The sequence below is a fragment of the Streptomyces sp. 2323.1 genome, assembly GCF_900221035.1.
GTDB classification, from domain to species: Bacteria; Actinomycetota; Actinomycetes; order Streptomycetales; family Streptomycetaceae; genus Streptomyces; species Streptomyces sioyaensis.
The window spans coordinates 7,283,468-7,304,291 of sequence record NZ_LT907981.1 but is presented as its reverse complement, the minus strand read 5'-3'; the positions used below and the strand labels follow the sequence as shown (position 1 = coordinate 7,304,291).

The 20,824-nt window shown below is 72.3% G+C and carries 21 protein-coding genes and 1 pseudogene; 14 read left to right on the top strand and 8 right to left on the bottom strand.

All coding sequences use genetic code 11. The features are described from left to right. Positions 1 to 75 precede the first annotated feature (75 nt). The 4 genes from CPH93_RS31605 (at position 76) to CPH93_RS31590 (ending at position 3,327) form a co-directional block, all read left to right on the top strand. Complete coding sequence (locus tag CPH93_RS31605) at positions 76 to 528, top strand: hypothetical protein (protein WP_096214778.1); 453 nt, start codon at positions 76 to 78, stop codon at positions 526 to 528. Positions 529 to 621: 93 nt separating this feature from the next. Beyond that, complete coding sequence (locus CPH93_RS31600) at positions 622 to 1,224, top strand: carbonic anhydrase (RefSeq protein ID WP_096214777.1); 603 nt, start codon at positions 622 to 624, stop codon at positions 1,222 to 1,224. A 17-nt stretch (positions 1,225 to 1,241) separates the two neighbouring features. Next, positions 1,242 to 2,696, top strand: coding sequence for a SulP family inorganic anion transporter (locus CPH93_RS31595; RefSeq protein WP_096214776.1), 1,455 nt, complete (start codon positions 1,242 to 1,244; stop codon positions 2,694 to 2,696). A 184-nt stretch (positions 2,697 to 2,880) separates the two neighbouring features. Beyond that, positions 2,881 to 3,327: a nitroreductase family deazaflavin-dependent oxidoreductase gene (locus tag CPH93_RS31590; RefSeq protein WP_096214775.1), complete on the top strand. Its 447-nt coding sequence runs from the start codon at positions 2,881 to 2,883 to the stop codon at positions 3,325 to 3,327. An 18-nt stretch (positions 3,328 to 3,345) separates the two neighbouring features. On the opposite strand, the gene CPH93_RS31585 is transcribed toward CPH93_RS31590, so the two are convergent. From CPH93_RS31585 to CPH93_RS31575, 3 genes are all read right to left on the bottom strand, one after another. Continuing rightward, positions 3,346 to 5,319: an ABC transporter permease gene (locus CPH93_RS31585; RefSeq protein ID WP_096214774.1), complete on the bottom strand. Its 1,974-nt coding sequence runs from the start codon at positions 5,317 to 5,319 to the stop codon at positions 3,346 to 3,348. Between the two features lie 81 nt (positions 5,320 to 5,400). Continuing rightward, the gene (modA, locus tag CPH93_RS31580; protein ID WP_093481867.1) at positions 5,401 to 6,201 is read right to left on the bottom strand and encodes a molybdate ABC transporter substrate-binding protein; all 801 of its coding nucleotides are present in this window, start codon (positions 6,199 to 6,201) and stop codon (positions 5,401 to 5,403) included. Between the two features lie 139 nt (positions 6,202 to 6,340). After that, on the bottom strand, positions 6,341 to 6,736 hold the full coding sequence (locus CPH93_RS31575; protein WP_093488407.1) for a TOBE domain-containing protein: 396 nt from the start codon (positions 6,734 to 6,736) through the stop codon (positions 6,341 to 6,343). Between the two features lie 298 nt (positions 6,737 to 7,034). Between CPH93_RS31575 and CPH93_RS31570 the strand changes: the two genes are divergently transcribed. The 6 genes from CPH93_RS31570 to CPH93_RS31545 all read left to right on the top strand — a co-directional run bounded on the left by CPH93_RS31570 (position 7,035) and on the right by CPH93_RS31545 (position 11,773). After that, on the top strand, positions 7,035 to 7,454 hold the full coding sequence (locus tag CPH93_RS31570) for a TOBE domain-containing protein (RefSeq protein ID WP_093481868.1): 420 nt from the start codon (positions 7,035 to 7,037) through the stop codon (positions 7,452 to 7,454). 478 nt (positions 7,455 to 7,932) lie between these two features. Beyond that, a complete protein-coding gene (locus CPH93_RS31565) occupies positions 7,933 to 8,118 on the top strand; it encodes a hypothetical protein (protein ID WP_006606533.1) in 186 nt (61 codons plus the stop codon). Positions 8,119 to 8,134: 16 nt separating this feature from the next. Beyond that, a complete protein-coding gene (locus CPH93_RS31560) occupies positions 8,135 to 8,836 on the top strand; it encodes a hypothetical protein (protein WP_231977018.1) in 702 nt (233 codons plus the stop codon). Next, complete coding sequence (locus tag CPH93_RS31555) at positions 8,833 to 9,816, top strand: DUF6895 family protein (RefSeq protein ID WP_093481870.1); 984 nt, start codon at positions 8,833 to 8,835, stop codon at positions 9,814 to 9,816. Before CPH93_RS31560 ends, CPH93_RS31555 begins: the two co-directional genes overlap by 4 nt. Further along, positions 9,813 to 10,733 (top strand): DUF6895 family protein, encoded by a 921-nt coding sequence (locus tag CPH93_RS31550; protein ID WP_093648559.1) that lies wholly within the window; start codon positions 9,813 to 9,815, stop codon positions 10,731 to 10,733. The genes CPH93_RS31555 and CPH93_RS31550 overlap by 4 nt, the downstream gene beginning before the upstream one ends. After that, positions 10,733 to 11,773, top strand: coding sequence for a serine hydrolase domain-containing protein (locus CPH93_RS31545; protein ID WP_093481872.1), 1,041 nt, complete (start codon positions 10,733 to 10,735; stop codon positions 11,771 to 11,773). Before CPH93_RS31550 ends, CPH93_RS31545 begins: the two co-directional genes overlap by 1 nt. A gap of 21 nt (positions 11,774 to 11,794) precedes the next feature. Here CPH93_RS31545 and CPH93_RS31540 read toward each other — a convergent pair whose 3' ends face one another. From CPH93_RS31540 to CPH93_RS31525, 4 genes are all read right to left on the bottom strand, one after another. Next, complete coding sequence (locus CPH93_RS31540) at positions 11,795 to 13,825, bottom strand: ATP-binding protein (protein ID WP_096214773.1); 2,031 nt, start codon at positions 13,823 to 13,825, stop codon at positions 11,795 to 11,797. A gap of 94 nt (positions 13,826 to 13,919) precedes the next feature. Beyond that, entirely contained in the window at positions 13,920 to 15,746 is a 1,827-nt protein-coding gene (locus CPH93_RS31535; protein ID WP_173909920.1) for an alkyl/aryl-sulfatase, read from the bottom strand. A gap of 265 nt (positions 15,747 to 16,011) precedes the next feature. After that, positions 16,012 to 16,452: an SPW repeat protein gene (locus CPH93_RS31530; protein ID WP_093481874.1), complete on the bottom strand. Its 441-nt coding sequence runs from the start codon at positions 16,450 to 16,452 to the stop codon at positions 16,012 to 16,014. A 137-nt stretch (positions 16,453 to 16,589) separates the two neighbouring features. After that, on the bottom strand, positions 16,590 to 17,162 hold the full coding sequence (locus CPH93_RS31525) for a histidine phosphatase family protein (RefSeq protein ID WP_093481875.1): 573 nt from the start codon (positions 17,160 to 17,162) through the stop codon (positions 16,590 to 16,592). Between the two features lie 308 nt (positions 17,163 to 17,470). On the opposite strand from CPH93_RS31525, the gene CPH93_RS31520 reads away from it, so the two are divergent. Both CPH93_RS31520 and CPH93_RS31515 read left to right on the top strand, forming a co-directional pair. Beyond that, complete coding sequence (locus CPH93_RS31520) at positions 17,471 to 17,689, top strand: CbtB domain-containing protein (protein ID WP_006606524.1); 219 nt, start codon at positions 17,471 to 17,473, stop codon at positions 17,687 to 17,689. Positions 17,690 to 17,704: 15 nt separating this feature from the next. After that, the gene (locus CPH93_RS31515) at positions 17,705 to 18,457 is read left to right on the top strand and encodes a CbtA family protein (protein WP_093481876.1); all 753 of its coding nucleotides are present in this window, start codon (positions 17,705 to 17,707) and stop codon (positions 18,455 to 18,457) included. Between the two features lie 106 nt (positions 18,458 to 18,563). Here CPH93_RS31515 and ribA read toward each other — a convergent pair whose 3' ends face one another. Next, positions 18,564 to 19,244, bottom strand: coding sequence for a GTP cyclohydrolase II (gene ribA / locus CPH93_RS31510; RefSeq protein ID WP_093488411.1), 681 nt, complete (start codon positions 19,242 to 19,244; stop codon positions 18,564 to 18,566). 115 nt (positions 19,245 to 19,359) lie between these two features. Here ribA and CPH93_RS31505 point away from each other — a divergent pair, with 115 nt between their 5' ends. Together CPH93_RS31505 and CPH93_RS37060 are read left to right on the top strand one after the other, a co-directional pair. Further along, a complete protein-coding gene (locus tag CPH93_RS31505) occupies positions 19,360 to 20,115 on the top strand; it encodes a creatininase family protein (RefSeq protein WP_093481877.1) in 756 nt (251 codons plus the stop codon). After that, positions 20,075 to 20,746: pseudogene (locus CPH93_RS37060) on the top strand (RibD family protein); the annotation flags it as partial. The gene CPH93_RS31505 and the pseudogene CPH93_RS37060, both read left to right, overlap by 41 nt. Positions 20,747 to 20,824 lie beyond the last annotated feature (78 nt).

Genomic DNA, 20,824 nt, shown 5'->3' with positions numbered 1-20,824 from the left:
CATGAAACATGGCGTCATTTCTCGTTATCACGGAGGAAACCTGGATGATGCACTGTCAGGGCAGGGTGTAGCCGTATGGCCGAACCACGGGGGACCATGATGCGGAAGGACACCGGCATACCGGGCAGCGCACCGTCGCTGCGCCCGCGCCGCCTGCCCTTGACCGCCCTGATGGTGATCCTGACGTTCCTGTTGGGCACCCTGGCGATGGCGCCCGGCGCCGTAGCGCACGAACCGCCCGGACCCTTCGCCACGACGTCCGCGGGAGCCCGGCCGGCCCTCAAGCCCGGCTACGGCCACACCGAGAAGAAGACCAAATACGAGACCGAGCGCGGCCAGCCCCGGCGCACCGCCCGGGCCTCCGGCGGCGTCCCCCATCACACCGGCCGCCAGCTGCCGCCCGGTCATGGCGGGCCCATGGCGCCGCCCCTCGACCTCCCCACCGGGACCGCCGCGGCCGGCAACTCCACCAAGGCCGCCGGCAGAACGGTCCAGCTCCCCGTCCTGCACTGCGCCTTCCTCTGCTGAGCACGGCCGGTGGGGGTCCGCCCCACCCGTCGCGCCTCGTACGTTCCCGCCACTCCCCCACGGTGGCACCCCTCATCAGCAGGAGACCTTCTCGTGGAGACCTTCATCCAGCATGCCCGGGACCTGACGGCCCGTATTGCCGACCGGCAGGACGAACGGGAGACCTACGGCCGGCTCGCCGCCGGCCAGTCGCCCCTCGCCCTGTTCATCACCTGTTCCGACTCCCGCGTCGTACCGTCCCTGATCACCGGGGCACGGCCCGGCGAACTCTTCGAACTCCGCACCGCCGGCAACGCCGTTCCCGTCTACCAGGAGGACATGGCGGCCTGTGCGGAAGCCGCCACCATCGAGTACGCGATGCGCGTCCTGGGCGTGGCCGACATCATCGTGTGCGGGCACTCGCACTGCGGTGCGGTCGGCGCCCGGGTCCGCGGCGAGGACCTGAACGGCGCGCCTGCCGTCCGGGACTGGCTGACCCAGCAGGTGTCCGACCGGCTGCCGCAGGACGCGGATTCCACCGTCTCCGCCGCGGTGCAGCAGCATGTGCGCGAACAGCTCGACCGGCTGCGCGGCTACCCCTGTGTCCAGGAGCGGCTGGCCGCCGGTGAGGTGTCACTGCACGGCTGGTTCTACGAAGTGCACACCGGCCTGGTGGCGGCACATCACCCGGCCACCGACTTGTTCCTCCCGCTGTGAAGGCGCGGGTACCTCTCATGAAGCGATTCCCCTCGTTCGGGGCGGATTTCACCGCCTCTCTCGTCGTGTTCCTCGTGGCCGTCCCGCTGTGTGTCGGGGTGGCGGTCGCCTCCGGCGTCCCGGCCGAACTGGGGCTGGTGACCGGTGTGGTCGGCGGACTGCTCACCGGTCTGCTCCCCGGCAGCAGCCTTCAGGTCAGCGGCCCCGCCGCCGGGCTGACAGTGCTGGTCTTCGAAGCCGTCAAGGAGTACGGGCTCGGCGCCCTCGGTGCGCTGGTGCTGGCGGCCGGTGTCCTGCAACTGGCCATGGGTGCCCTGAAGTTGGGCCGTTGGTTCCGGGCGATCTCGGTCGCCGTCGTCCAGGGCATGCTGGCCGGTATCGGTCTGGTCCTGATCGCCGGGCAGCTCTATGCCCTCACGGACGCCAAGGCACCGGGCACCGGCCTGAGCAATCTCGCCGGGCTGCCCGGCCTGGTGGGCGACACCATGGGCTCGGGGACCGCGCTGTCCGCGTTCGCCATCGGTGCGGGCACCATCGCCATCCTGGTGCTGTGGCCGCGCTGGCGGCGCGGCGCCCGGATCCTCCCCGCGCCGCTGGCCGCGGTGGCCCTCTCCACCCTCACGGTGTGGGCGCTGGATCTGCCCGTCGCACGGGTCGAGGTCAGCGGGGTGCTCGACGCGATCCAGCCCCCGGGCCTCGGCGACTTCGGCAAGCTCACCGACGTGGGGGTGCTCGGTACGGTCCTCGCCTTCGCGCTGATCGCCTCCGCGGAGTCCCTCTTCAGCGCCGCCGCGGTCGACCGGCTGCACGACGGGCCGCGTACGGACTACGACAAGGAGCTGATGGCGCAGGGCGCGGGCAACACCGTGTGCGGTCTGCTCGGTGCGCTGCCGATGACCGCCGTCATCGTCCGCAGCGCCGCCAATGTGCAGGCGGGCGCGAAGACCAAGCTGTCGCGGGTGCTGCACGGGGTCTGGCTGCTGGTGTTCGCCGCGGCGTTCCCGGCCGCGCTGGGCGTGGTGCCGGTGGCCGCGCTGGCGGGCGTACTGGTGCATGCCGGCTGGAAGCTGATCCCGGTGCGGGAGCTGGGTCCGCTATGGCGGGAGCACCGCGGCGAGGCGCTCGTCCTGATGGTCACGGCCCTCGCGATCGTGACGGTCAACATGTTCGAGGGCGTCCTCATCGGTCTGCTGCTGGCCGTCGCGAAGACGGCCTGGGAGACCTCCCACGTCCACCTGGAGATCCACACCCCGGACGACGAGGACGAGCCGGTGCAGGTGCGCGCCGTCGGCAACGCCACGTTCCTGCGGCTGCCCAAGCTCCTCGACCAGTTGGAGACGCTGCCCGCCGACCGGGATGTGGAGCTCGACATCAGCGGGCTGCGCCATCTCGACCACGCCTGTGGTGCCGCGCTGACGAACTGGGCCGACCAGCACCGCCGGAGCCGGCAGACGGTGGAGCTGGTGTCCTGACCAGGTCGCCTGCCCGCCCCTCCGCGGGGCGGGCAGGCGCGCCCGGGGCGGGACACCCCGCGACGGCACGCCGGGCCGGAATGATGGCACCGGTCCGGTGGTTGAGTGAGGGTCAGGACGATCAAGGCCGGGCCCGCCGGCCGCGGCCGGTGCCCCGCCGGTCCTCGTAGATGGGACGGACAGCATGCCTCTCCTCGGTGAGTACGAGCCCAGCCCGACGCAATGGGTGCGCGACCAGGTCGAGCTGTACGAGAGCTCCGGCGGCACCCAGGGCACGACGATGCGCGGCATGCCGGTCGTCGTCCTCACCACCCGTGGTGCGAAGAGTGGCAAGATCCGCAAGAGCCCACTGATGCGGGTGGAGTACGAGGGGACGTACGCCGTGGTGGCCTCCCTGGGAGGCGCGCCCAGCCACCCCGTCTGGTACCACAACGTGGTGGCCGACCCCCGGGTGGAGCTCCAGGACGGCCCGGTACGCCAGGACATGACGGCCCGTGAGGTCACCGGCGAGGAGAAGGCCCTGTGGTGGGCGCGCGCGGTCGAGGCCTACCCGGACTACGCCGACTACCAGGAGAAGACCGAGCGCCAGATCCCGGTGTTCGTGCTGGAGCCGGCGGCCGCCCCGCACTGACCGGGCCGCCGCCGGCGCTCAGAGCGTGACGACGGAGACCTCGGTGGCCTTGACGCTGGTCCATACGGACACCCCGTCGGCGAGGCCGAGTTCGAGGGCAGCCGAGGGGGTGATTTCGGCCACCAGATCGGGGGCCCGGTCGGAGGTGACCAGGACCCGCAGCCGGCTGCCCGCGGAGGTGATCTCGCGGACGGTGCCGGGCCAGACGTTGCGGGGGCTGCCCGCCGGCTTGTCGAGGTGGACGGACACCGCCTCCGGGGCGATGATCGCCAGCGCCCGGACGCCTTCGGGGAGGCGGTCGGCGAGGACCAGCCGGCCGCCCTCGGTGAGCGCGAGGCCGTCGCCGTCGGCGGTGCCCGGCCAGGCGTTACGGCCGAGCATCCGGGCGACCCAGGGCGAGCGTGGATGCCGGGTGACCTCGGCGGGCGGGGCGTCCTGGAGGGCGCGGCCGTCGTCGAGGACGAGCACCCGGTCGGCGAGCGAGACCGCCTCGACGGGGTCGTGGGTGACGAGCAGACAGACGCCGCCGAAGGCCGCCAGATGGGCGCGCAGGGTGTGCCGGACGTGGGCGCGGGTGGTCTGGTCGAGCGCGGCGAGCGGTTCGTCGAGCAGCAGCAGCCGGGGCCGGGCGGCCAACGCCCGTGCCAGTGCGACGCGTTGGGCCTGACCGCCGGAGAGCTGGGCGGGCTTGCGGTGTGCGAGCGGGCCGACGCTGAGCCGGTCGAGCCACTGCTGCGCGGTGCGGCGGGCCTCGGCGCGCGGGGTGCCGTGGGCGCGCAGCCCGTAGGCGGTGTTGGTCAGCGCCGTCAGATGGGGGAACAGCGCACCGTCCTGGGGAACCCAGGCGACCCCGCGGCGGTGCGGGGGCAGCGCGCTGACGTCGGTGTCGCCGAGGCGCAGCGCGGCGCGGGCGCGCGGGGTGAGGCCGAGCAGGGCGCGCAGCAGGGTGGTCTTGCCGGCGCCGTTGGGGCCGACGACGGCGATGGTGCTGCCCGGATCCGCGTCCAGGGTGAGCTGGTTGAAGCCGGTGACCTCGGCGTGCAGCGGCCAGCGCTCCCCGGGCGCCGGGAGGGCGGTGTCGGGCTCCGCAGTGCCGGTTGCGGGCGGCGCCGGGAGGACGGTGTCGTCGGCCGGCCGTACGGTGCGGGCCGGGCGGCCGGTGGTGGCGCCGGTCCAGCGGCCCCGCAGACAGATCAGCACGGCCATGGCGATGACGAGCAGCAGCAGGGAGACCGAGGTGGCCGCTTCCGGGGCGTCCTGGAGCAGCAGATAGACCTCCAGCGGCAGGGTCTGGGTGGTGCCGGGCAGATTGCCGGCGAAGGTGATCGTGGCGCCGAATTCGCCGAGCGCACGGGCCCAGGTCAGGGCGGCGCCCGCGGCGAGGCCGGGGGCGACCAGGGGGAGGGTGACGGTGCAGAAGACCCGAACGGGTGAAGCGCCCAGGGAGGCCGCGGTCTCCTCGTAACTCGTGCGCAGCCCGGCGAGTGTGCCCTCCAGGCTGATGACGAGGAACGGCATCGCCACGAAGGTGGCCGCGACCACGGCGCCCGAGGTGTGGAACGGCAGCACGATGCCGAAGGTGCCCTCCAGCCAGGGACCGAGCAGCCCGCGGCGGCCGAAACCGAGCAGCAGCGCGACACCGCCGACGGTCGGCGGCAGCACCATCGGCAGCAGCACCAGCGAGCGGACCAGCGCCTTGCCGGGGAAGTTGACCCGCGCCAGCAGCCAGGCCAGCGGGACGCCCAGCAACAGGGCGAGCCCCAGCGCGCAGAAGGACACCAGCAGCGACAGCCGGAGGGCTTCGAGGACGCCGGGAGAGCTCAGATGGGTACCGAGCTCGCTCCACGTCGTGCGGGCGAGGATGCCGACGAGCGGCAGCAGCAGGAACGCGACGGCGATCAGCGCGGGCACGGCCAGCGCGAGCGGGGCGCGGCTGCCGGGGGCGCGCGGCCCGCCTGCCGGGGCCGGGGCGGGGATGCGGAGGCGTCTCATCGGGGTTCCTGGGATCGGGACGGGCCGGGGGGGCGCGCACGGGTCCGCCGCTCGGCCGGACTCCCGTGCGCGCCCCGCCGGTTACGGCTTCTGGAAACCCGCCTGCTGCAGGATCTTCTGCGCCTCGGGCGTGCTAAGCCACTTGACGAAGGCGGCCGCGGCGGCGCTGTGCTGGGAGGACTTGAGGGTCGCGGCCGGGTAGGAGGCGACGGCGTTCTGAGCGTCGGGGATGGCGACGGCGGCGACCTTGTCCGGTGCGGTGGCGGCGTCCGTCTTGTAGACGAGGCCGGCGTCGGCCTCGCCGAGCTCGACCTTGCTGAGCACCGCACGGACGTTGGGCTCCTGCGAGACCGGCTTGACCGTCAGCTTCTGGGCGTCCAGGACCTGCTTGCTGTAGCGGCCGACCGGCACCTGGGAGGCGGCGAGGACGACCTTCAGCTTGCTGTCGGCGAGGTCCTTGAGGTGCGCGATCTTCTTCGGGTTGCCCGCCCCGGTCACGATCACCAGCCGGTTCTTGGCGATCACGGTGGGCTCGCCGGCGTCGGCCTTCAGCCCGTCCATCGTCTTGGTGTCGGCGGTGACCAGGGCGTCGGCGGGCGCGCCGTTCTTGACCTGGGCGGCCAGTTCCTGGGAGCCGGCGAAGGAGAAGTTCACCTTGGTGCCCGGGTGCTCCTTCTCGTAGACCGCACCGGCCTTCTTGAAGACGTCGGTCAGCGACGAGGCGGCGAGCACGGTGAGGTCCGCCTTGGCGGCGCTGCCGGACTTCGTGGCGCCCTCGTCCTTCTTGGCGTCGTCCTTGCCACCGCAGGCGGTGAGCGGAACGAGGAGGGCGGCGGTCACGAGCGCGGCGGCGGCGCGGCGCCCGGTGAAGAGCTGGGACATGTGGCGGGACTCCTTGGGACGCGGACGACGGTGTCGTCGGGGCGATGGGGAAAGCCGCGCCGTGGACAGGCGACGCCGCTGAGGTGAGGCAGCCTGCCGGTGGGGGACGGTGGCCCGCCGGGGTGCAGCCCGTGACGGGTCAGGTGCGGTCGATGTGCACGCTGGTGGACTTCACGCGGGCGGTGGCCTGCATGCCGACCTCCAGTCCGAGTTCCTCCACCGCTTCCCGGGTGAGCAGCGACACCAGGCGGTGCGGACCGGCCTGGATCTCCACCTGGGCGGCGACATCGCCGAGCTTGACGGCGGTGACGATGCCCGGGAAGGCGTTGCGCGCGGAGGTGTACGAGGTGTCGTCCTCGCCGGTGCCGTTCTGCGCCAACTCGATGGAGAAGGCGGCCAGATCACGGCCGTCGATGAGGCGGCGGCCGCCTTCGTCGCGGTGGGTCGCGACCTTGCCGGCGTCCGCCCAGCGGCGGGCGGTGTCCGGGCTGACGCCCAGGAGCCGCGCCGCCTGCCCGATCGTGTAGGACTGCATGTGCAGCAAGATAGGCAGCATGGGCTCGCACATGCAATGCCATGAGGTGATTCTCCAGGGCAGATGTCAGACCCCTCGGAGGAACCGACGACACCTCGGCGTCCGGCCGCCGACTGCCCCGCATGCCGGGACGAGTTCCGCCGTCCTCCTCGGTACCCGCCCCCTTCGCATACCCCCTGGCACCTGCACTGTGCGCCCGGGCGGCGGCACGGAAGCCGACTAGAGTGCAGCGGACAGAACAGCACATACGCCACAAAAACCAAGAGCCCCTTGCTCCCCTCCCGGTGAGGCACTGTCCATGAGCCTGAGCATCCGTAACCAGATTCCCGGCACCGTTCTCTCCGTCACCCCCGGCGAGGTCATGGCAACCGTCAAGGTCCGTCTGGACGGCGGCCAGGAGATCACCGCCGCGATCACCCTGGAAGCCGTGCAGGAACTGGCCCTCGAACCGGGCTCCGCGGTGCGCACCCTGATCAAATCCACCGAGGTCGCGCTCGCCACCAGCACGCTCGGCGGCGTCAGTATCCGCAACCGGATCCCCGGCACCGTCACCGAGGTCGCGACGGGCGGCGCGATGGCCGGCGTCAAGGTGGCCGTCGCGGGCGGTGAGCTGACCGCCGCCATCACCAAGGACGCGGTCGACGACCTGGGCCTGACGGCCGGCTCCGAGGTCACCGCGCTGATCAAGTCGACAGAGGTCGCACTCGCCACCGGCTGAGCCCGGCATCGAGGGGAGCTCGTAGGGCCGGGGGCGTACGGGCTCCGTACGGCACCGGTCGTCGGAGACCTACCGGCCGGTCATGCCGCCGGTAGCCGGCTCCGCGGTCCGCGCACCGGGTCCGCCTCGCGGCTCGGCCGACCCTCATCCGACCCCCGCGACGCACCCCGGACCGCCCCCCGGAGCCGCCACGACTCTCCTCCCGGCACGAGCCGCCGCCACGTGGATGCATCCGAACAGAGCAGCTCGCTCCGCCATCGGGGCAACAATCTCACCCGGAGCACCACACCGCCCTACTCCATCGATACCGGGCCTCATGATCACTATCTCCCCTTTTCCGCAAGGGAGTTGAGACGTGGCGGCGGGCTGAGACGCCATCACCGTCGCCCGAAAGATGAGCACTCGTCCGATTTCTCCCATTGCGTCCGATAAATGACGATGTGAATCTGGTATCCCATTCGTCGAAGGAGTTGATCGCATGGTTACGGATCGCACAGCGCCGGTCGAGACGGCCACCCTGGCCGCCGAGGTCGAGGGACTGCTTGAACCCGCCGAGGCCGACGGCGTTTACCGCGATACGCGCGAGTGCACCTCAGCACTGCTGTTTTTGGGGCTGCTGCTGATCTCGCCGCCCACCCCCCGGCCCAAGACTGACAACCGATAAGGCTGAGGGGAAAGCGTTGGCTGAACAGACGCAGGGAGCAGTCCCGCTCAGCGCTGTGATTGCCGATGCCGCAACCGGGGTCGCCCTCGCCCTGCGGGGTGAGGGCGGCCCTTATGCGTTGTCCGGCATTCTGCGGCACAACGATGCGCTGACCCCGGCGGCGGTCCGGGTGCTCGGCGCCGATGCGCTCGCGCCGTACGCCATGGAGCACCGCGGGGCGCCCGTCGCCCCCGAGGACGAAGCGGTGGTCCGGCAGGCGCTGGCGGCCTACCCACCGGGGGCGGATGCCTCGGAGGTATCGAGTTGGACCTACCGGGGCCTGGTCGAGGCCTCGCACGCGTTTCTGCCCGCGGGCGCCCAGCCCTGGCCGCCGCCGCCCGAGGCCGCGACCGGCTGGGTCGACAGCACGCCCTGGCCGAAACTCTCCCACCGCGTGTCCCAGCTCGCCGCGCTCGCGCTGCCCGGGCTGGCGCCCGGCCTCGCCGAGCAGCTGACCGAGCGCACCGACGATCTGTCCCGCGGTTTCGTCCGGGCGGTCCGCCGCCGGGACTGGCTGCAGGCGGCCGGTCTGGGGCGCTGGCTGTCCCGGCTGCCCGACGTGGCACCGACGCTGGGGCTCGACAGCGGGCTGGCGTTCGTCCGCCAAATGGGTGGTGCGGACCCCCGGGTGGCGCTGCACATCGTGGCCGCTCAGCGTTTCTACGGACGGGGTTGGTGACCGGCGGCCGGGGCGACCCCGGGCTGCTGGACCGGATGGTCCGGGGCAGCCTGGGGTGGCTGGACGAAGCACGCGGCTTCTTCCGGCTGCCCCCGAACGTGACGACGGACGCCGACCCGAATCTGACCCTCAAACCGCTCGGCGAGCTCGCCGAGCTGACCCAGCTCATCGGGGTACTGCACCCGCGGGACGAGATCCGTCAGTCCGCCCGCGGGCTGTTCGCGTTCGCCTGGAACGAGACCCGGGACGGTGAGCTGTTCGCCGAGCTGATCCACGGTGAGCCGTTCGCCACCTATCCCGTGGAGCTCTACGGGACCTTCGCGCAGGCCGGGCTGCGGCATGCCGACGCGGACGCGCTGGTGCAGACCACGACCAGGCTGCGCGGCTGGCGGGTGGCCCGCGAGGATCACACCCGTACCCTCAACGTGCTCAACGCGGAGCGGCGGCTCGGGCTCCGCCAGCACGCCGACTTCGCCTCCGTACTGGCGCTGACCGGCCTCGGCCGGCTGCCGGAGCCCTGGACGCTGGACCGCAAGTCGGTCTACGGCGTGACCCATGACGTCTTCCACCTCACCGACTGGGGGCGCAACCGGCAGCGGCTGTCCCCCGAGTTCGCCGGCTATCTGCGGCTGTGGCTCCCCTCCTGGCTGGACACCTGGCTGGAGGAGGAGATGTGGGACCTGGTGGGCGAGCTGCTGGCCGTGACGGCCTGCCTGCCCGCCGCCCCCTTCGACCCGGTGGCCTGGCAGCGGCTGGCCACCGCCCAGGCGGCCGATGGCAGCGTGCCCGAGATCGGCGCCGCGCCGTCCTCGGGTGACCCGGCCGAAGCCTTCCTGGCCTGCTACCACTCCACCCTGGTGACCGCGTTCGCCGCCACCCTCGCCCGGATCGCCTGCGACGAGGCCGAGGCCGGTCCGGTGGCCGGGGATCCGGCGCTGGTGGGCGGGCGGACCCCCTGCGAAAGCGAGAATGCCCCGTGACCGTGACGGCCGCGTCCCCCGCCCTGCTGCACGCTGTCGGCGACCGGGCCCTGACCTGGCTCGACAACCACCGTGAGCACTTCCGGCTGACCGCCGCCGACTTCGCGGACAACACCGCGGTCACCGAGCGGCTCAAGCCCATCGGGGAGCTGGCGCTCAATATGCAGGTGCTGTTCCGGGAAGGGGTGGCCGGCTCCCGGCAGAAGGCCCGCGCCGGACAGCTGCTGGACTTCGCCTGGCGGGAGCTGCTGGACGGCGGCAATGTGCTGGCCCGGCTCCAGCACGACGAGCCGCTCTCCCCCGTCCCGGTGGAGGTCTATGCGACCTTCCACGAACTGGGCCACCGCCACCCGGGGCTGGAGGCGACGCTGGAGGTCTGCCGGCGGACCACCACCTGGACGACGCTGGAGATGGTGCCCAACCGGCGGCTCGGCGTGCTCAACGCCGAACGCAAGCTGGGGCTGCCGCCCAGCAGCGACTTCGACCAGGCCATGTCCCGTACCTGGCTGGGGCAGCTGGCCGAACCGTGGACGGTGCAGCTGCACATCGCCTACGACCTGACCCACACCGTCTTCCACCTCACCAACTGGGGCGAGTTCCCCGAGCGCATCCCGCCGGCCGTCGCCGACTATCTGACGCGGTATCTGCCGGCCTGGCTGGAGGACTGGGCGGACCTCGAACACTGGGATCTGCTCGGCGAGCTGCTCGTCGTCGACGCGTGTCTGCCGCGGCCCGCCCTGGACGCGGAGCTGTGGGAGCGGTACGCCGCCGCGCAGTCGCCCGAGGGCGCGATGCCCATCCACCAGCAGATGCCGCAGGGCGATCCGGCCCAGGTCTTCGATCAGGTGCACCACCCCACCCTGGTCGCCGCGTTCGCCTCCGCGATGGCCACCTCCCGGGCCATGTCCGCGGTCTGATGGGGTCCGACCTCGTGGGACCGGCGCTCGGTGACCGCCTGGCGGACGCCGTCACCCTGATCGACGCCCCCGATGTCGTGGTGGCCGTCACCCGGCACGGCAGGCGGACCGTGATGACGGGCGGCTCGGCCCTGGCGCCGCCCACCCCACGGCATGCGCTGCGCTACGAACTGGGCTCGCTGTCCAAGACGTTCACCGTGCTGCTGCTGGCCGACCTGGCCCGGGCCGGCGCGCTGTCCCTGGACGACCGGCTCGCCGTGCATCTGCCCGAGCTGCCGCTGGCGCATCCGCACTCGCGCCGGATCACCCTGCGGCATCTGGCCACCCACACCTCCGGGCTGCCGCGCATCCCCGCCGACCTGATCCCCGGCGCGCTGGTGAAGCCGTACGACAACGGCTACGCCCGCTACGACACCGAGCGGCTGCTGCGCGCCTTCACCCGGACCCGGCCGCGGAACCGGCCCGGCACCCGCTGGCGCTACTCCAACTTCGGGCTGGCGCTGCTCGGCCCGGCCATGTCCCGCGCCGCCGGCGACGGCTACGCCGCCCTGCTCACCGACCGGGTGCTGCGCCCCCTCGGGCTGACCGGCACCACGCTGGCGCCCGGCACCACGGGCACCGATGCCATCGGTCACCGCGCGAACGGCGTGACACCGGTGCGCAGCACCGAGATGGGCGCCTTCGTCGCCGCCGGTTCGGTCCGCGCCACCCCCGGCGATCTGCTCACCTACCTGGAGGCACTGCTCTCCCCCGACGGCACTCCCCTGGCCGGGGCGCTGCGCGACGTCCAGGTGCCGCTGCTGCGGCGCGGCTGGCGCAAGCGCCACACCCACACCCTGACGTGGTATCAGCACCCGTCCCCGCGCGGACCGTTGCTCTTCCATGTCGGTGCGACCTTCGGCCAGCAGGCGTTCCTCGGCTACCACCGGGCGTCGCACACCGGCGTGGTCGCGCTGGCCACCCGCCGTGGCCGTACCTGCCGGATGACCGGCACCGCCTACGACCTGCTGTACGCGCTGGCCGGCGAGTCCCCGGCCTGAGCCGGGGGCCGTCGCCGGTCCTCACAGGTCGCCCGCCAGGATCCGGGGCAGGGCGGTGCCCGGGCCCTCCTCGCTGGCCTGGTGGAAGGCGTCCGCATACGCCTCGTCGCCGATCGCGGCGCGGGCCCGCTGTTCGCACTGCGCGCGCACCGCACGCAGTTCCGGGGTGCCGCGCTGGGGGTGCCCGACGGTGCGCCAGACGGCCTGGCCGCTGCCGGACACGCGGGCGGCGGCCGCGCCGTCGCCCTGGGCCGCCACCGCGGCCGCGAGCAGGTCCAGGCCGAGCGCGATCCCGAATTTGTCGCCGATGCCCTGCTTGGCCGCGAGCATCGCCCGGGCGTGCTCCGCCGACTCCTGGGGCCGGTCCTGGAACAGCGAGATCAGCGAGAGCTGGTAGTCGGTGTAGGAGCGGGTCCAGTACTCCCCGCGCTGCTCACAGCCGCGGCGCAGGGCGGTCGCCGCGGCGCGGGCCTCGGCGAGCCGGCCCAGACCGGTGAGCGCGAAGATCTGTACGAGGTGACAGCGCAGCCGCCCTGGAGAGTCGAACGGGGCGTGCGGCGGCGGGCCGAGCACCTGGGCCACGACGGTGTGCGCGGACATCGGGCGGCCGGCCATCAGATGGGTGAGGCCGATCAGATAGCCCGCCTGGAGCACCGCCTCCGTGTCCCGGGACTCCCGCGCGGCGCGCGCGCACTCCCGGCCCAGGGCCTCGGCGGAGGCCAGCTCGCCTTGCAGCAGCACGGCGACGCCCAGCGTCCACAGCGCCCTGGTGCGGGCCGGGCCCGGGCCCGAATGGGCGGCGAGGGCCCGGGCCACATAGTCGCGGGCCTCGTGCAGATGGCCGCAGCAGCTCCAGAAGAACCCGATCGAGGCGCCGAGTTCCTGGGCCTGTTCCGGATCGGTGGCCAGGAAGTGGTCCAGTGCGGTGCACAGGTCGACGTGGGCGTCGGCGATCCGGCGGTACCAGGCGAGCTGTTCGGGGCCCAGCCAGCCCTGCTCGGCCTGGCGGCCGAGGGCGGCGAAGTGGGCGGCGTGCCGGTCGGCGAGGGTCCTGGACTCGGCGAGTTCGGCCAGCCACATCCGGCCGTACTCGCGCAGGGTGTCGAGCATGCGGAAGCGGGAGCCCTCGCGGCTGAGCACCGACTTGGCGGCCAGCCCGGCCAGCGCGGTGCGCACCCCCGGTCCGGTGAGCGGCCCGCCGGCGCACACGGCGCTCGCGGACTCCTCGTCGAAGGTACCCCGGAAGACGGACAGCCGGGCCCACAGCAGCCGCTCCAGCGGGGCGCACAGCTCATGGCTCCAGCCGATGGCGCAGCGCAGGGTCCGGTGCCGCGGCGGCTGCACCGGGCCGTCACCGTCGAGGGCGTCGAAGCGGGAGGTGAGACGGGCGGCGATGCGCTCGACGGAGCTGTGCGCCAGCTGGGCACCGGCCAGTTCCAGGGCCAGCGGGATGCCTTCGAGGCGCCGGCAGATGGCGGCGGCGGCCGCGACGCTGCGCGGGGCGGTGAGCCGCCGGCCGGGGGCCGCGGTGCCGGCCCGTTCGGTGAACAGGGCCAGCGCGTCGTTGTCGCCGGTGCAGGACAGCGGTCCGATCTCGGTGGTCCACTCGCCGACGATGTCCAGCGGCTGTCTGCTGGTGACCAGGACGGTCACGCCCGGGGCGGCGGTCAGCAGATCGCCCAAGAGGTCGCGGCAGGCCTCGACGAGATGCTCACAGGAGTCCAGCACCAGCAGCAGCCGTCTGTCCGCGAGCCACTCGCACAAGGCCGCCACCGGGGTCCGCGCCGAGTGGTCCGCCAGCCCTACGGCATCGCAGACGCCGGCCACCAGCCGGCCGTCACCCTGCAGGGGCCACAGATCGGCCCAGCAGACCCCGTCGCGGAAGCGGGGCGCCGCCGCGCGCGCGGCCCGCATCGCGATCCGGGTCTTGCCCACACCACCGGGACCGGTCAGGGTGACCAGCCGGTGCTCCGTCAAGTCGTTGCCGATCCGGTGCAGTTCAGCTCGTCGACCGATGAAGGTGGTCGACTCCTCGGGAATGTTGCTCACCACCGGCCCAGTTTGCCCCAGCCGCGGCGTACCGAGGAGTCCGGTGGTGTCAGCGCGCCGGGGCACGAGGTTGACGGACCGCCCCGCGGACGGGTCGTCAGGGGGTGACGACGGGGAAGTTGGGGCGCGGGGTGCTGAGGAGGCCGAGGAGTTCGTGCAGTGCGCCGGTCTCGCCGTCCTGTGCGCGCTCGCCCGGTTCGTGGCCGGCGAGCAGGTCGAGCAGTTGCGGCTTGGTGAGGGTCAGCGTGAGGTCCGGGGTGCGCTCCTTGGCCGGGGTGGGCGCGCCGGGCGAGCTGAGGTGGGTGAGGGCGCCGTGGGAGAGCGTCAGATGCCAGGTCCGGTCCTCGTCGGGGAGGTAGAGGTCGAGGGTGAGGGCGGTGGACCAGGCGCGGGGGCCGTCGATGCGGATGGCGAGCGAGTCGAGGAGCTGATCGACGGTCAGGGCCCGGGCCAGCTCGGGGTCGGCGGTGTCCGGCGAGGCCTCGGCGAGGGTGCCGCGCAGTTCGCTCGCACCGGTGAGGTAGAAGTTGCGCCAGGCGCCGTTCTCGCAGCCGTGGCCCAGCCGTTCGTAGACGAGGGCGAGGGCGCGCCGGGCGCGGAGGTTGTGGGGGTCGGCGAAGACGGCGTGGTTGAGCAGGGTGGCGGCGAACCGCAGATCGCCGTCGGCGGCGTACCGCTTGCCCGCGTCCACCGTGGCCTCGATGCCGCCCATGGTGTCCACGTAGCGTCGGGCCTGCTCGGCCGGCGGGTGCTCCCACAGATGGGCGGGGTTGCCGTCGAACCAGCCCAGATGGCGCTGGTAGATCGCCCGGACGTGGTGGCTGAGCGAGCCGAAGTAGCCGTGGTGGGCCCAGGCCCGCTCCAGCTCGGGCGGCAGCCGCAGCTCCTCGGCGATCTCGGTGCCGGTGAGCCCCTCGTTGAGCAGCCGCAGCGTCTGGTCGTGCAGATAGGCGTACAGGTCGCGCTGCCCGGCCAGCAGGGCCGCCACACGTTCCTTGCCCCAGGTCGGCCAGTGGTGGGAGGCGAAGGCGACCTCCGCCTCGTCGCCGAACAGGGCCAGTGCCTCGCCCAGATAGCGGGCCCAGGCCCGGGTGTCGCGGACCGCGCCGCCGCGCAGCGTCAGGACGGTGTGCAGGGTGTGGGTGGCGTTCTCGGCCAGGCAGAGCGCCTGATGTGCCGGGAGGCTGAAGTTCATCTCGGCGGGGGCCTCGGTGCCGGGGGTGAGCTGGAAGACGGTACGGATGCCGTCGACGATCTCCTCCTGGCCGGTGCTGGTGATGTCCACGGTCGGCGGGATGAGGGTCATGGTGCCGGTGGAGGGGGCGGTGCCCAGACCGCAGCCGATCTGGCCGTCCGGCCCCTTGGGGAGCCCGGTTCCGTACAGGTAGACGGCGCGCCGGGCCATCGCGACGCCGGCGTCGATGTTCTCGCTGACCGCGTGCGCGAGAAAGCCGGCCGGCGCGAGGACGGGCACGGGGTGGTGGCCGTGCGGCAGTACGCCGCGGGCCCCGCCGAAGTGGTTGACGTGCGAGTGGGTATAGATCAGGCCGGTGACCGGCCGGTCGCCGCGGTACTTGCGGTAGAGCTCCAGGGCCGCGGCGGCGGTCTCGGCGGAGCGGAGCGGGTCGATGACGATGACACCGTGGTCGCCCTCGACCAGCGTCATATTGGCCAGGTCCAGACCGCGCGCCTGGTAGATGCCGTCGGTGACCTCGTACAGACCCTGCCGGCTGACCAGCCGGCCCTGCCGCCACAGGCTCTCGTGCGCGGTGTCGGGGCAGTTGCCGGCCAGGAAGGCGTAGGCCTCGGCGTTCCAGACCACCCGGCCGTCGTCCATGGTGATCTCGGGCGGGTCGAGCGCCGCGATGAAGCCGCGGTCGGCGTCGGCGAAGTCTTCGTGATCATCCACGGGCACAGCGGTCACGGGACGCCACCTCTCCGGGGCGAGGGGCCACAGTCGGAGGACCCATGCAACCGATTTAACCGAATTTACCCGGTTACCGCATGCGTGCGGGCGGGCGGCCCCGGCAGGGGGCGCGCCCCCTCACCGCACCCGGACGCGGCCCTGATGACGCTGCGGCGGCGGGGAATCCGGGGGCCCGGCGCGCCCGCACGCACAGCCGCCGGCCGGCTCGCCCCGAGGGGCGTACGGTCGGCGGCTTGTCACACGCCCCCGTGGGGAGCGCGTCTCAGGTGGCGCGGCGGCTCTTCGACGCCGCGGCAACACACATCGCGCCCAGCAGGAACGTCAGGGCGCCGACGACGATGTTGTTCCAGATGACACCCGCGTCCGGAGCGCTGCCGACGATCCAGGGCGAGATGATCATCCACACACCGATCGCGCACATCGCGCCGCTCAGGCCGTACATCCGCTCCGGGGTCACCGTGAAGCCGACCGCCAGCAGGGCGATCGCGATACCGAGGATGAGGTTGTGCGTCACGAGCGCCGGCTGTGCGGCCGTGAAGTGGAGGACCCACGGCGAGACCGCGCAGTACAGGCCGACCAGGAACACCGGTCCGTCGACGAGTACCACGTCCCGCCCGCCGAGTACCCGGTCGTACCGGGCCTGCATCTCCGATGCATCGGGGTGACCGGCGAGATCTCCCCTGTGGTGTGAGACGTCGGCCATGCGACTCGCCTCCTTCGTTCGCAAGCTGGCCGTTTCCGCGCGGCATAGGACCACGCACTTTTTATTCTGCGCTTATGTCGCCTTTATGTGTAGATGAGGGGACAGATGAATTGTGAACCAGTGCCGTCGCACCGCCCTCACCTGCGGTCGAGCGTCTTCCCCAGCCCCAGATTCCAGCGGCCGTCGCGGCCGCTCAGCTCGGTCACGGTCAGCGGCGGAACGTCCAGCCGCCAGAAGGCCTCCTCGGGGACGCGGAGGGCGCACACCGCCGCGGCACGGACGACGTCCGGCTCGACGACGGCCAGCACCCGGCCCCCGTCCCCGGCCGTCCGCGCCAGCCAGCCCGCGATCCGCGCGCACAGCTGCCGCAGCGACTCCCCGCCGTGTCCCGCGAAGTCCGGGTCCGAGAGCCAGGCGGACACCGCGGCCGGATCCCCGTCGGCGACCTCGGCCAGGGTCCGGCCGCGCCAGGCACCCATCGCACAGCCCGCCAGCTCCGGCACGGACCGGACCGCCAGCCCGAGCTCCTCGGCGGTGTGCCGGCACCGGACCGAGGGCGAGACCATGCTCCGCTCGACAGGCGGCAGCGCGCCGGCGGCGGCCCGGGCCCGGCGCCGCCCGGCCTCGCTCAACGGGCCGTCGTCGTCGAAGCGCACCTCACGCTGAGCCAAACCCGCGGCCGCTGAGACCAACATCACCCGAGTTGTCATGACCTCTTCTTCCGCTTGCTGCCCGCGACGGCAACCTCTCGATACCACAAGGGAGTTGACGGTCCGGCGCGCCCTGTCCTGCGCCTCTCCGCCCCCTCGGGGGCCTTGGCCCGGCGGTCGGTCCGCGGTACCTTCCCGATGATATTGACGACGACATGACGGAAGCCGGTGGGATCCCGGCGCGGTCGCGCCACTGTATGTCCGGTCTTCACCAGCCCAGCAGGGCCGGGACCGGGCGAGCCAGACCCGGCATGTCGTCAGCACTCCACCGACAAGGGACGCGAGTTCCCCGCACAGGAGGTTCTGCCATGGCTCAGACCATCGCACCCCCGGCCACCGGCGCCGTCACCCCCGCCCCGCTCCCCCTCAAGGCCCTTGCCCCCTGGGCGCTGTTCTTCGGCGTCCTGATGCTCGTGCTGCTGTACTTCATCGGCGCGGAGCAGGGCGCGACCTCACTGCTCTCCGGTACCGAAGTCCACGAGTGGGTCCACGACGGGCGCCATCTTCTCGGTTTCCCCTGCCACTGATCGGACGCCGCCTCCATGAACTCCGTCACCATCAGAGCCCTTCTGGTGCGCGGGATGCTCGCCGGTCTGGCAGCCGGTGTCCTGGCCCTGGTCGCCGCCTTTCTGCTGGGCGAACCGCAGGTGGACGCCGCCATCGCGTTCGAGGAAGCACACAGCCACGAACACGAGATGGAGGTCGTCAGCCGAGGTCTGCAGTCCACTGCGGGGCTGGCGACCGGCGTGCTGGTCTACGGCGTGGCGCTGGGCGGGATCGCCGCGCTGGCCTTCTGCTTCGCGCTGGGGCGGATCGGCCGGTTCGGTGCCCGGGCCACGGCAGTGCTGCTCTCCGGAGCGGCGCTGCTGGCCGTCTACCTCGTACCGTTCCTGAAGTACCCGGCCAACCCGCCGTCCGTCGGTGACCCCGACACCATCGGCACCCGCACCACCCTGTATTTCCTGATGATGGTGCTCAGCGTCCTGCTGGCCGTCGCCGCCACGATCCTCGGACGGCGGCTGGCTCCGACGCTGGGCAACTGGCACGCCACGGTCGCGGCCGGCGCCGCGTTCGTGGTGGCCGTCGGCCTCGCCTATGCGTTCCTGCCGGCCGTCAACGAGGTGCCCGCCGACTTCTCCGCCACGCTGCTCTGGCAGTTCCGGCTGTCGGCGATCGCCATCCAACTGGTGCTGTGGACGGCCTTCGGGCTGGTCTTCGGTCATCTCGCGGAGCGTGTCCTGCCGGCACGGCAGGAAGCCGCCGCGGCCGAGAGGGCGGCAGCCGCCGCTTCCTGATCCGGCGGCCCCGGCCGACCGGATCACCGAGGGAGGGCCCGCGACCACACGGTCGTGGCCCTCCCTCGTGGCATGCAAGGCCACCTGCCCGTACCGTCCGGTCGCGTCAGGACAGCCCGGTGATGCCGTCCAGATGCGGCAGATCGTGGTCGAGGCGCTCCCGTTTGGCGCGGAGGTAGCGGATGTTCTCCGCACGGGGCGGCATCAGCAGCGGGACCTGTTCGGCGACCGGGATACCGTGCCGCACCAGCGCCTCGCGCTTGCGCGGATTGTTCGACATCAGCCGCACCGACCGCACGCCCAGGTCCTGCAGTATCTCGGCCGCGGCGCCGTAGTCGCGGGCGTCGACGGGCAGCCCGAGCGCGATATTCGCCTCCACCGTGTCCAGCCCGCCCTCCTGCAGCTTCATCGCCTGGAGCTTGGCCAACAGGCCGATACCGCGGCCCTCGTGGCCCTGGAGATAGACCAGAATGCCGCGTCCTTCCGCCACGATCGCGCGCAGGGCCGCGGACAATTGGTCGCCGCATTCGCAGTGGGTGGACGCAAAGGCATCACCGGTCAGGCATTCCGAATGCATCCGGGCCAGCGTCAGCTCGCCGGCTACATCGCCGTGGACCAGCGCCACTTGCTCGATGCCGCTGCGGTGGTCGAGATAACCGACGGCGCGGAATTCGCCGTATGTGGTGGGTAGCCGGACCTCCACCACCCGTTCCACGCCCGGTTTTTGGCCCAGGGCATCGTCGAAAGCGACACGGAGGTTGCGCACGGCATCGTCGTCGGGGTCCATCATGGCGTGGATCGTACCCGCGTGAGGAAATGATCGTCAGGAGTCATCAGAACACAACAAGTATGCTGCGAAGTCCATGACTCGGTGAGTCAGTGACGAAAGGCCGCAGCACACCATGACCGCTTCGGGACACCCGACTTCGCCCCCCGGCCCGTGGCCGGCCGACACCACCGAGGACGTACGGGCGCGGCAGCCGGCGATGGCCGTGCTGCCCATCGGCAGCTTCGAGCAGCACGGCGCCTTTCTGCCGCTGGCCACCGACACGGTGATTGCCTGCACCATCGCCAGGGAGCTGGCGGCCGCCCATCCCGTCCAGCTGCTGCCGCCGCTGACGGTGTCCTGTTCCCACGAACACGCCGCCTGGCCGGGGACCGTCAGCATTTCGGCGCGCACCCTGCATGCGGTCGTCACGGACATCGCCGATTCGCTCCGCCGGTCCGGTATCGACACCCTCATTCTCGTCAACGGGCACGGCGGAAATTACGTGCTGCGCAATGTCGTTCAGGAATCCGCCGGGCGCGGTGTGCGGATGGCGTTGTTCCCCGGATCGGCCGACTGGGACCGGGCACGCGCGCGGGCCGGGGTGCAGACGTCCGGGCACACCGATATGCATGCGGGAGAGGCCGAGACGTCCATTCTGCTGCACGCCCATCCCGAATTGGTCAAGGAAGGCTATGAATCGGCGGATTGTGTCGCCGATGACCGGAAGCACCTCCTGACGCTGGGCATGTCGGCCTATACCGAATCCGGAGTCATCGGACGGCCGTCACTGGCATCCGCCCGGAAGGGGCGGGAATTGCTGGCCGGGCTGACCGAGACATTCGGCGAATATGCCGCACTCTTCGGGGCGGGGGCACCGGCCGATGACTGAGGAACTCGACGCGGCAGCCGCCTGGGACCGGCTGCGGGACATCCGAACGACGGCCGCGGCGCACGCCGCCGGGATGGTGGCCGACGGCGACGGCGGGCTGCGGTGGGGGCTGCCCGCCACCCCTGAGGCCATGGAGCTCACCGCCCGCTATCTGCCGCTGTGCCTGGCCGGCCCCCGGGTCGCGTTCGCCCAGCTCGGGCAGAGCCTGGACGGCTTCATCGCGACGCGTACGGGCGATGCCGACTTCGTCACCGGCCCGGAGGACCGCTGCCATCTGCACCGGCTGCGCGCGCTCGCCGATGCGGTACTCGTCGGCGCGGGCACCGCGGTGGCGGACGATCCGCGGCTGACCGTGCGCGCCTGTACCGGGAACAATCCGGTGCGGGTGGTGCTCGATCCGCGGGGCCGGGTGCCGCTGCACAGTGGGGTGTTCACCGATGGGGCCGCGCCGACGCTCTGGGTGGTGGGGCCGGACGTCGCCCCCGCGTCCCGGCCCGTCGGGGTCGATGTGCTGGTGCTGCCGGATGCGGCGGCCTTCGAGCCGGAGCGTCTGCTGGCCGCGCTGGCGGCGCGCGGGCTGGGCCGGGTGCTGATCGAGGGCGGTGGGGTCACCGTGTCGCGGTTCCTGCAGGACCGGGCGCTGCACCGGCTGTACGTCACGGTCGCGCCGGTGCTGCTCGGCGACGGCGTCCCCGGGCTGCGGTTTCCC

What these genes read in the sequence shown, in the direction of transcription:
- CPH93_RS31605 (WP_096214778.1), top strand. Translation starts at nt 76, where the DNA reads ATGGCCGAACCACGGGGGACCATGATGCGGAAGGACACCGGCATACCG.
- CPH93_RS31595 (WP_096214776.1), top strand. Translation starts at nt 1,242, where the DNA reads ATGAAGCGATTCCCCTCGTTCGGGGCGGATTTCACCGCCTCTCTCGTC.
- CPH93_RS31590 (WP_096214775.1), top strand. Translation starts at nt 2,881, where the DNA reads ATGCCTCTCCTCGGTGAGTACGAGCCCAGCCCGACGCAATGGGTGCGC.
- CPH93_RS31585 (WP_096214774.1), bottom strand. Translation starts at nt 5,319, where the DNA reads ATGAGACGCCTCCGCATCCCCGCCCCGGCCCCGGCAGGCGGGCCGCGC.
- modA (WP_093481867.1), bottom strand. Translation starts at nt 6,201, where the DNA reads ATGTCCCAGCTCTTCACCGGGCGCCGCGCCGCCGCCGCGCTCGTGACC.
- CPH93_RS31575 (WP_093488407.1), bottom strand. Translation starts at nt 6,736, where the DNA reads ATGCAGTCCTACACGATCGGGCAGGCGGCGCGGCTCCTGGGCGTCAGC.
- CPH93_RS31570 (WP_093481868.1), top strand. Translation starts at nt 7,035, where the DNA reads ATGAGCCTGAGCATCCGTAACCAGATTCCCGGCACCGTTCTCTCCGTC.
- CPH93_RS31565 (WP_006606533.1), top strand. Translation starts at nt 7,933, where the DNA reads ATGGTTACGGATCGCACAGCGCCGGTCGAGACGGCCACCCTGGCCGCC.
- CPH93_RS31545 (WP_093481872.1), top strand. Translation starts at nt 10,733, where the DNA reads ATGGGGTCCGACCTCGTGGGACCGGCGCTCGGTGACCGCCTGGCGGAC.
- CPH93_RS31530 (WP_093481874.1), bottom strand. Translation starts at nt 16,452, where the DNA reads ATGGCCGACGTCTCACACCACAGGGGAGATCTCGCCGGTCACCCCGAT.
- CPH93_RS31525 (WP_093481875.1), bottom strand. Translation starts at nt 17,162, where the DNA reads ATGACAACTCGGGTGATGTTGGTCTCAGCGGCCGCGGGTTTGGCTCAG.
- CPH93_RS31520 (WP_006606524.1), top strand. Translation starts at nt 17,471, where the DNA reads ATGGCTCAGACCATCGCACCCCCGGCCACCGGCGCCGTCACCCCCGCC.
- CPH93_RS31515 (WP_093481876.1), top strand. Translation starts at nt 17,705, where the DNA reads ATGAACTCCGTCACCATCAGAGCCCTTCTGGTGCGCGGGATGCTCGCC.
- ribA (WP_093488411.1), bottom strand. Translation starts at nt 19,244, where the DNA reads ATGGACCCCGACGACGATGCCGTGCGCAACCTCCGTGTCGCTTTCGAC.
- CPH93_RS31505 (WP_093481877.1), top strand. Translation starts at nt 19,360, where the DNA reads ATGACCGCTTCGGGACACCCGACTTCGCCCCCCGGCCCGTGGCCGGCC.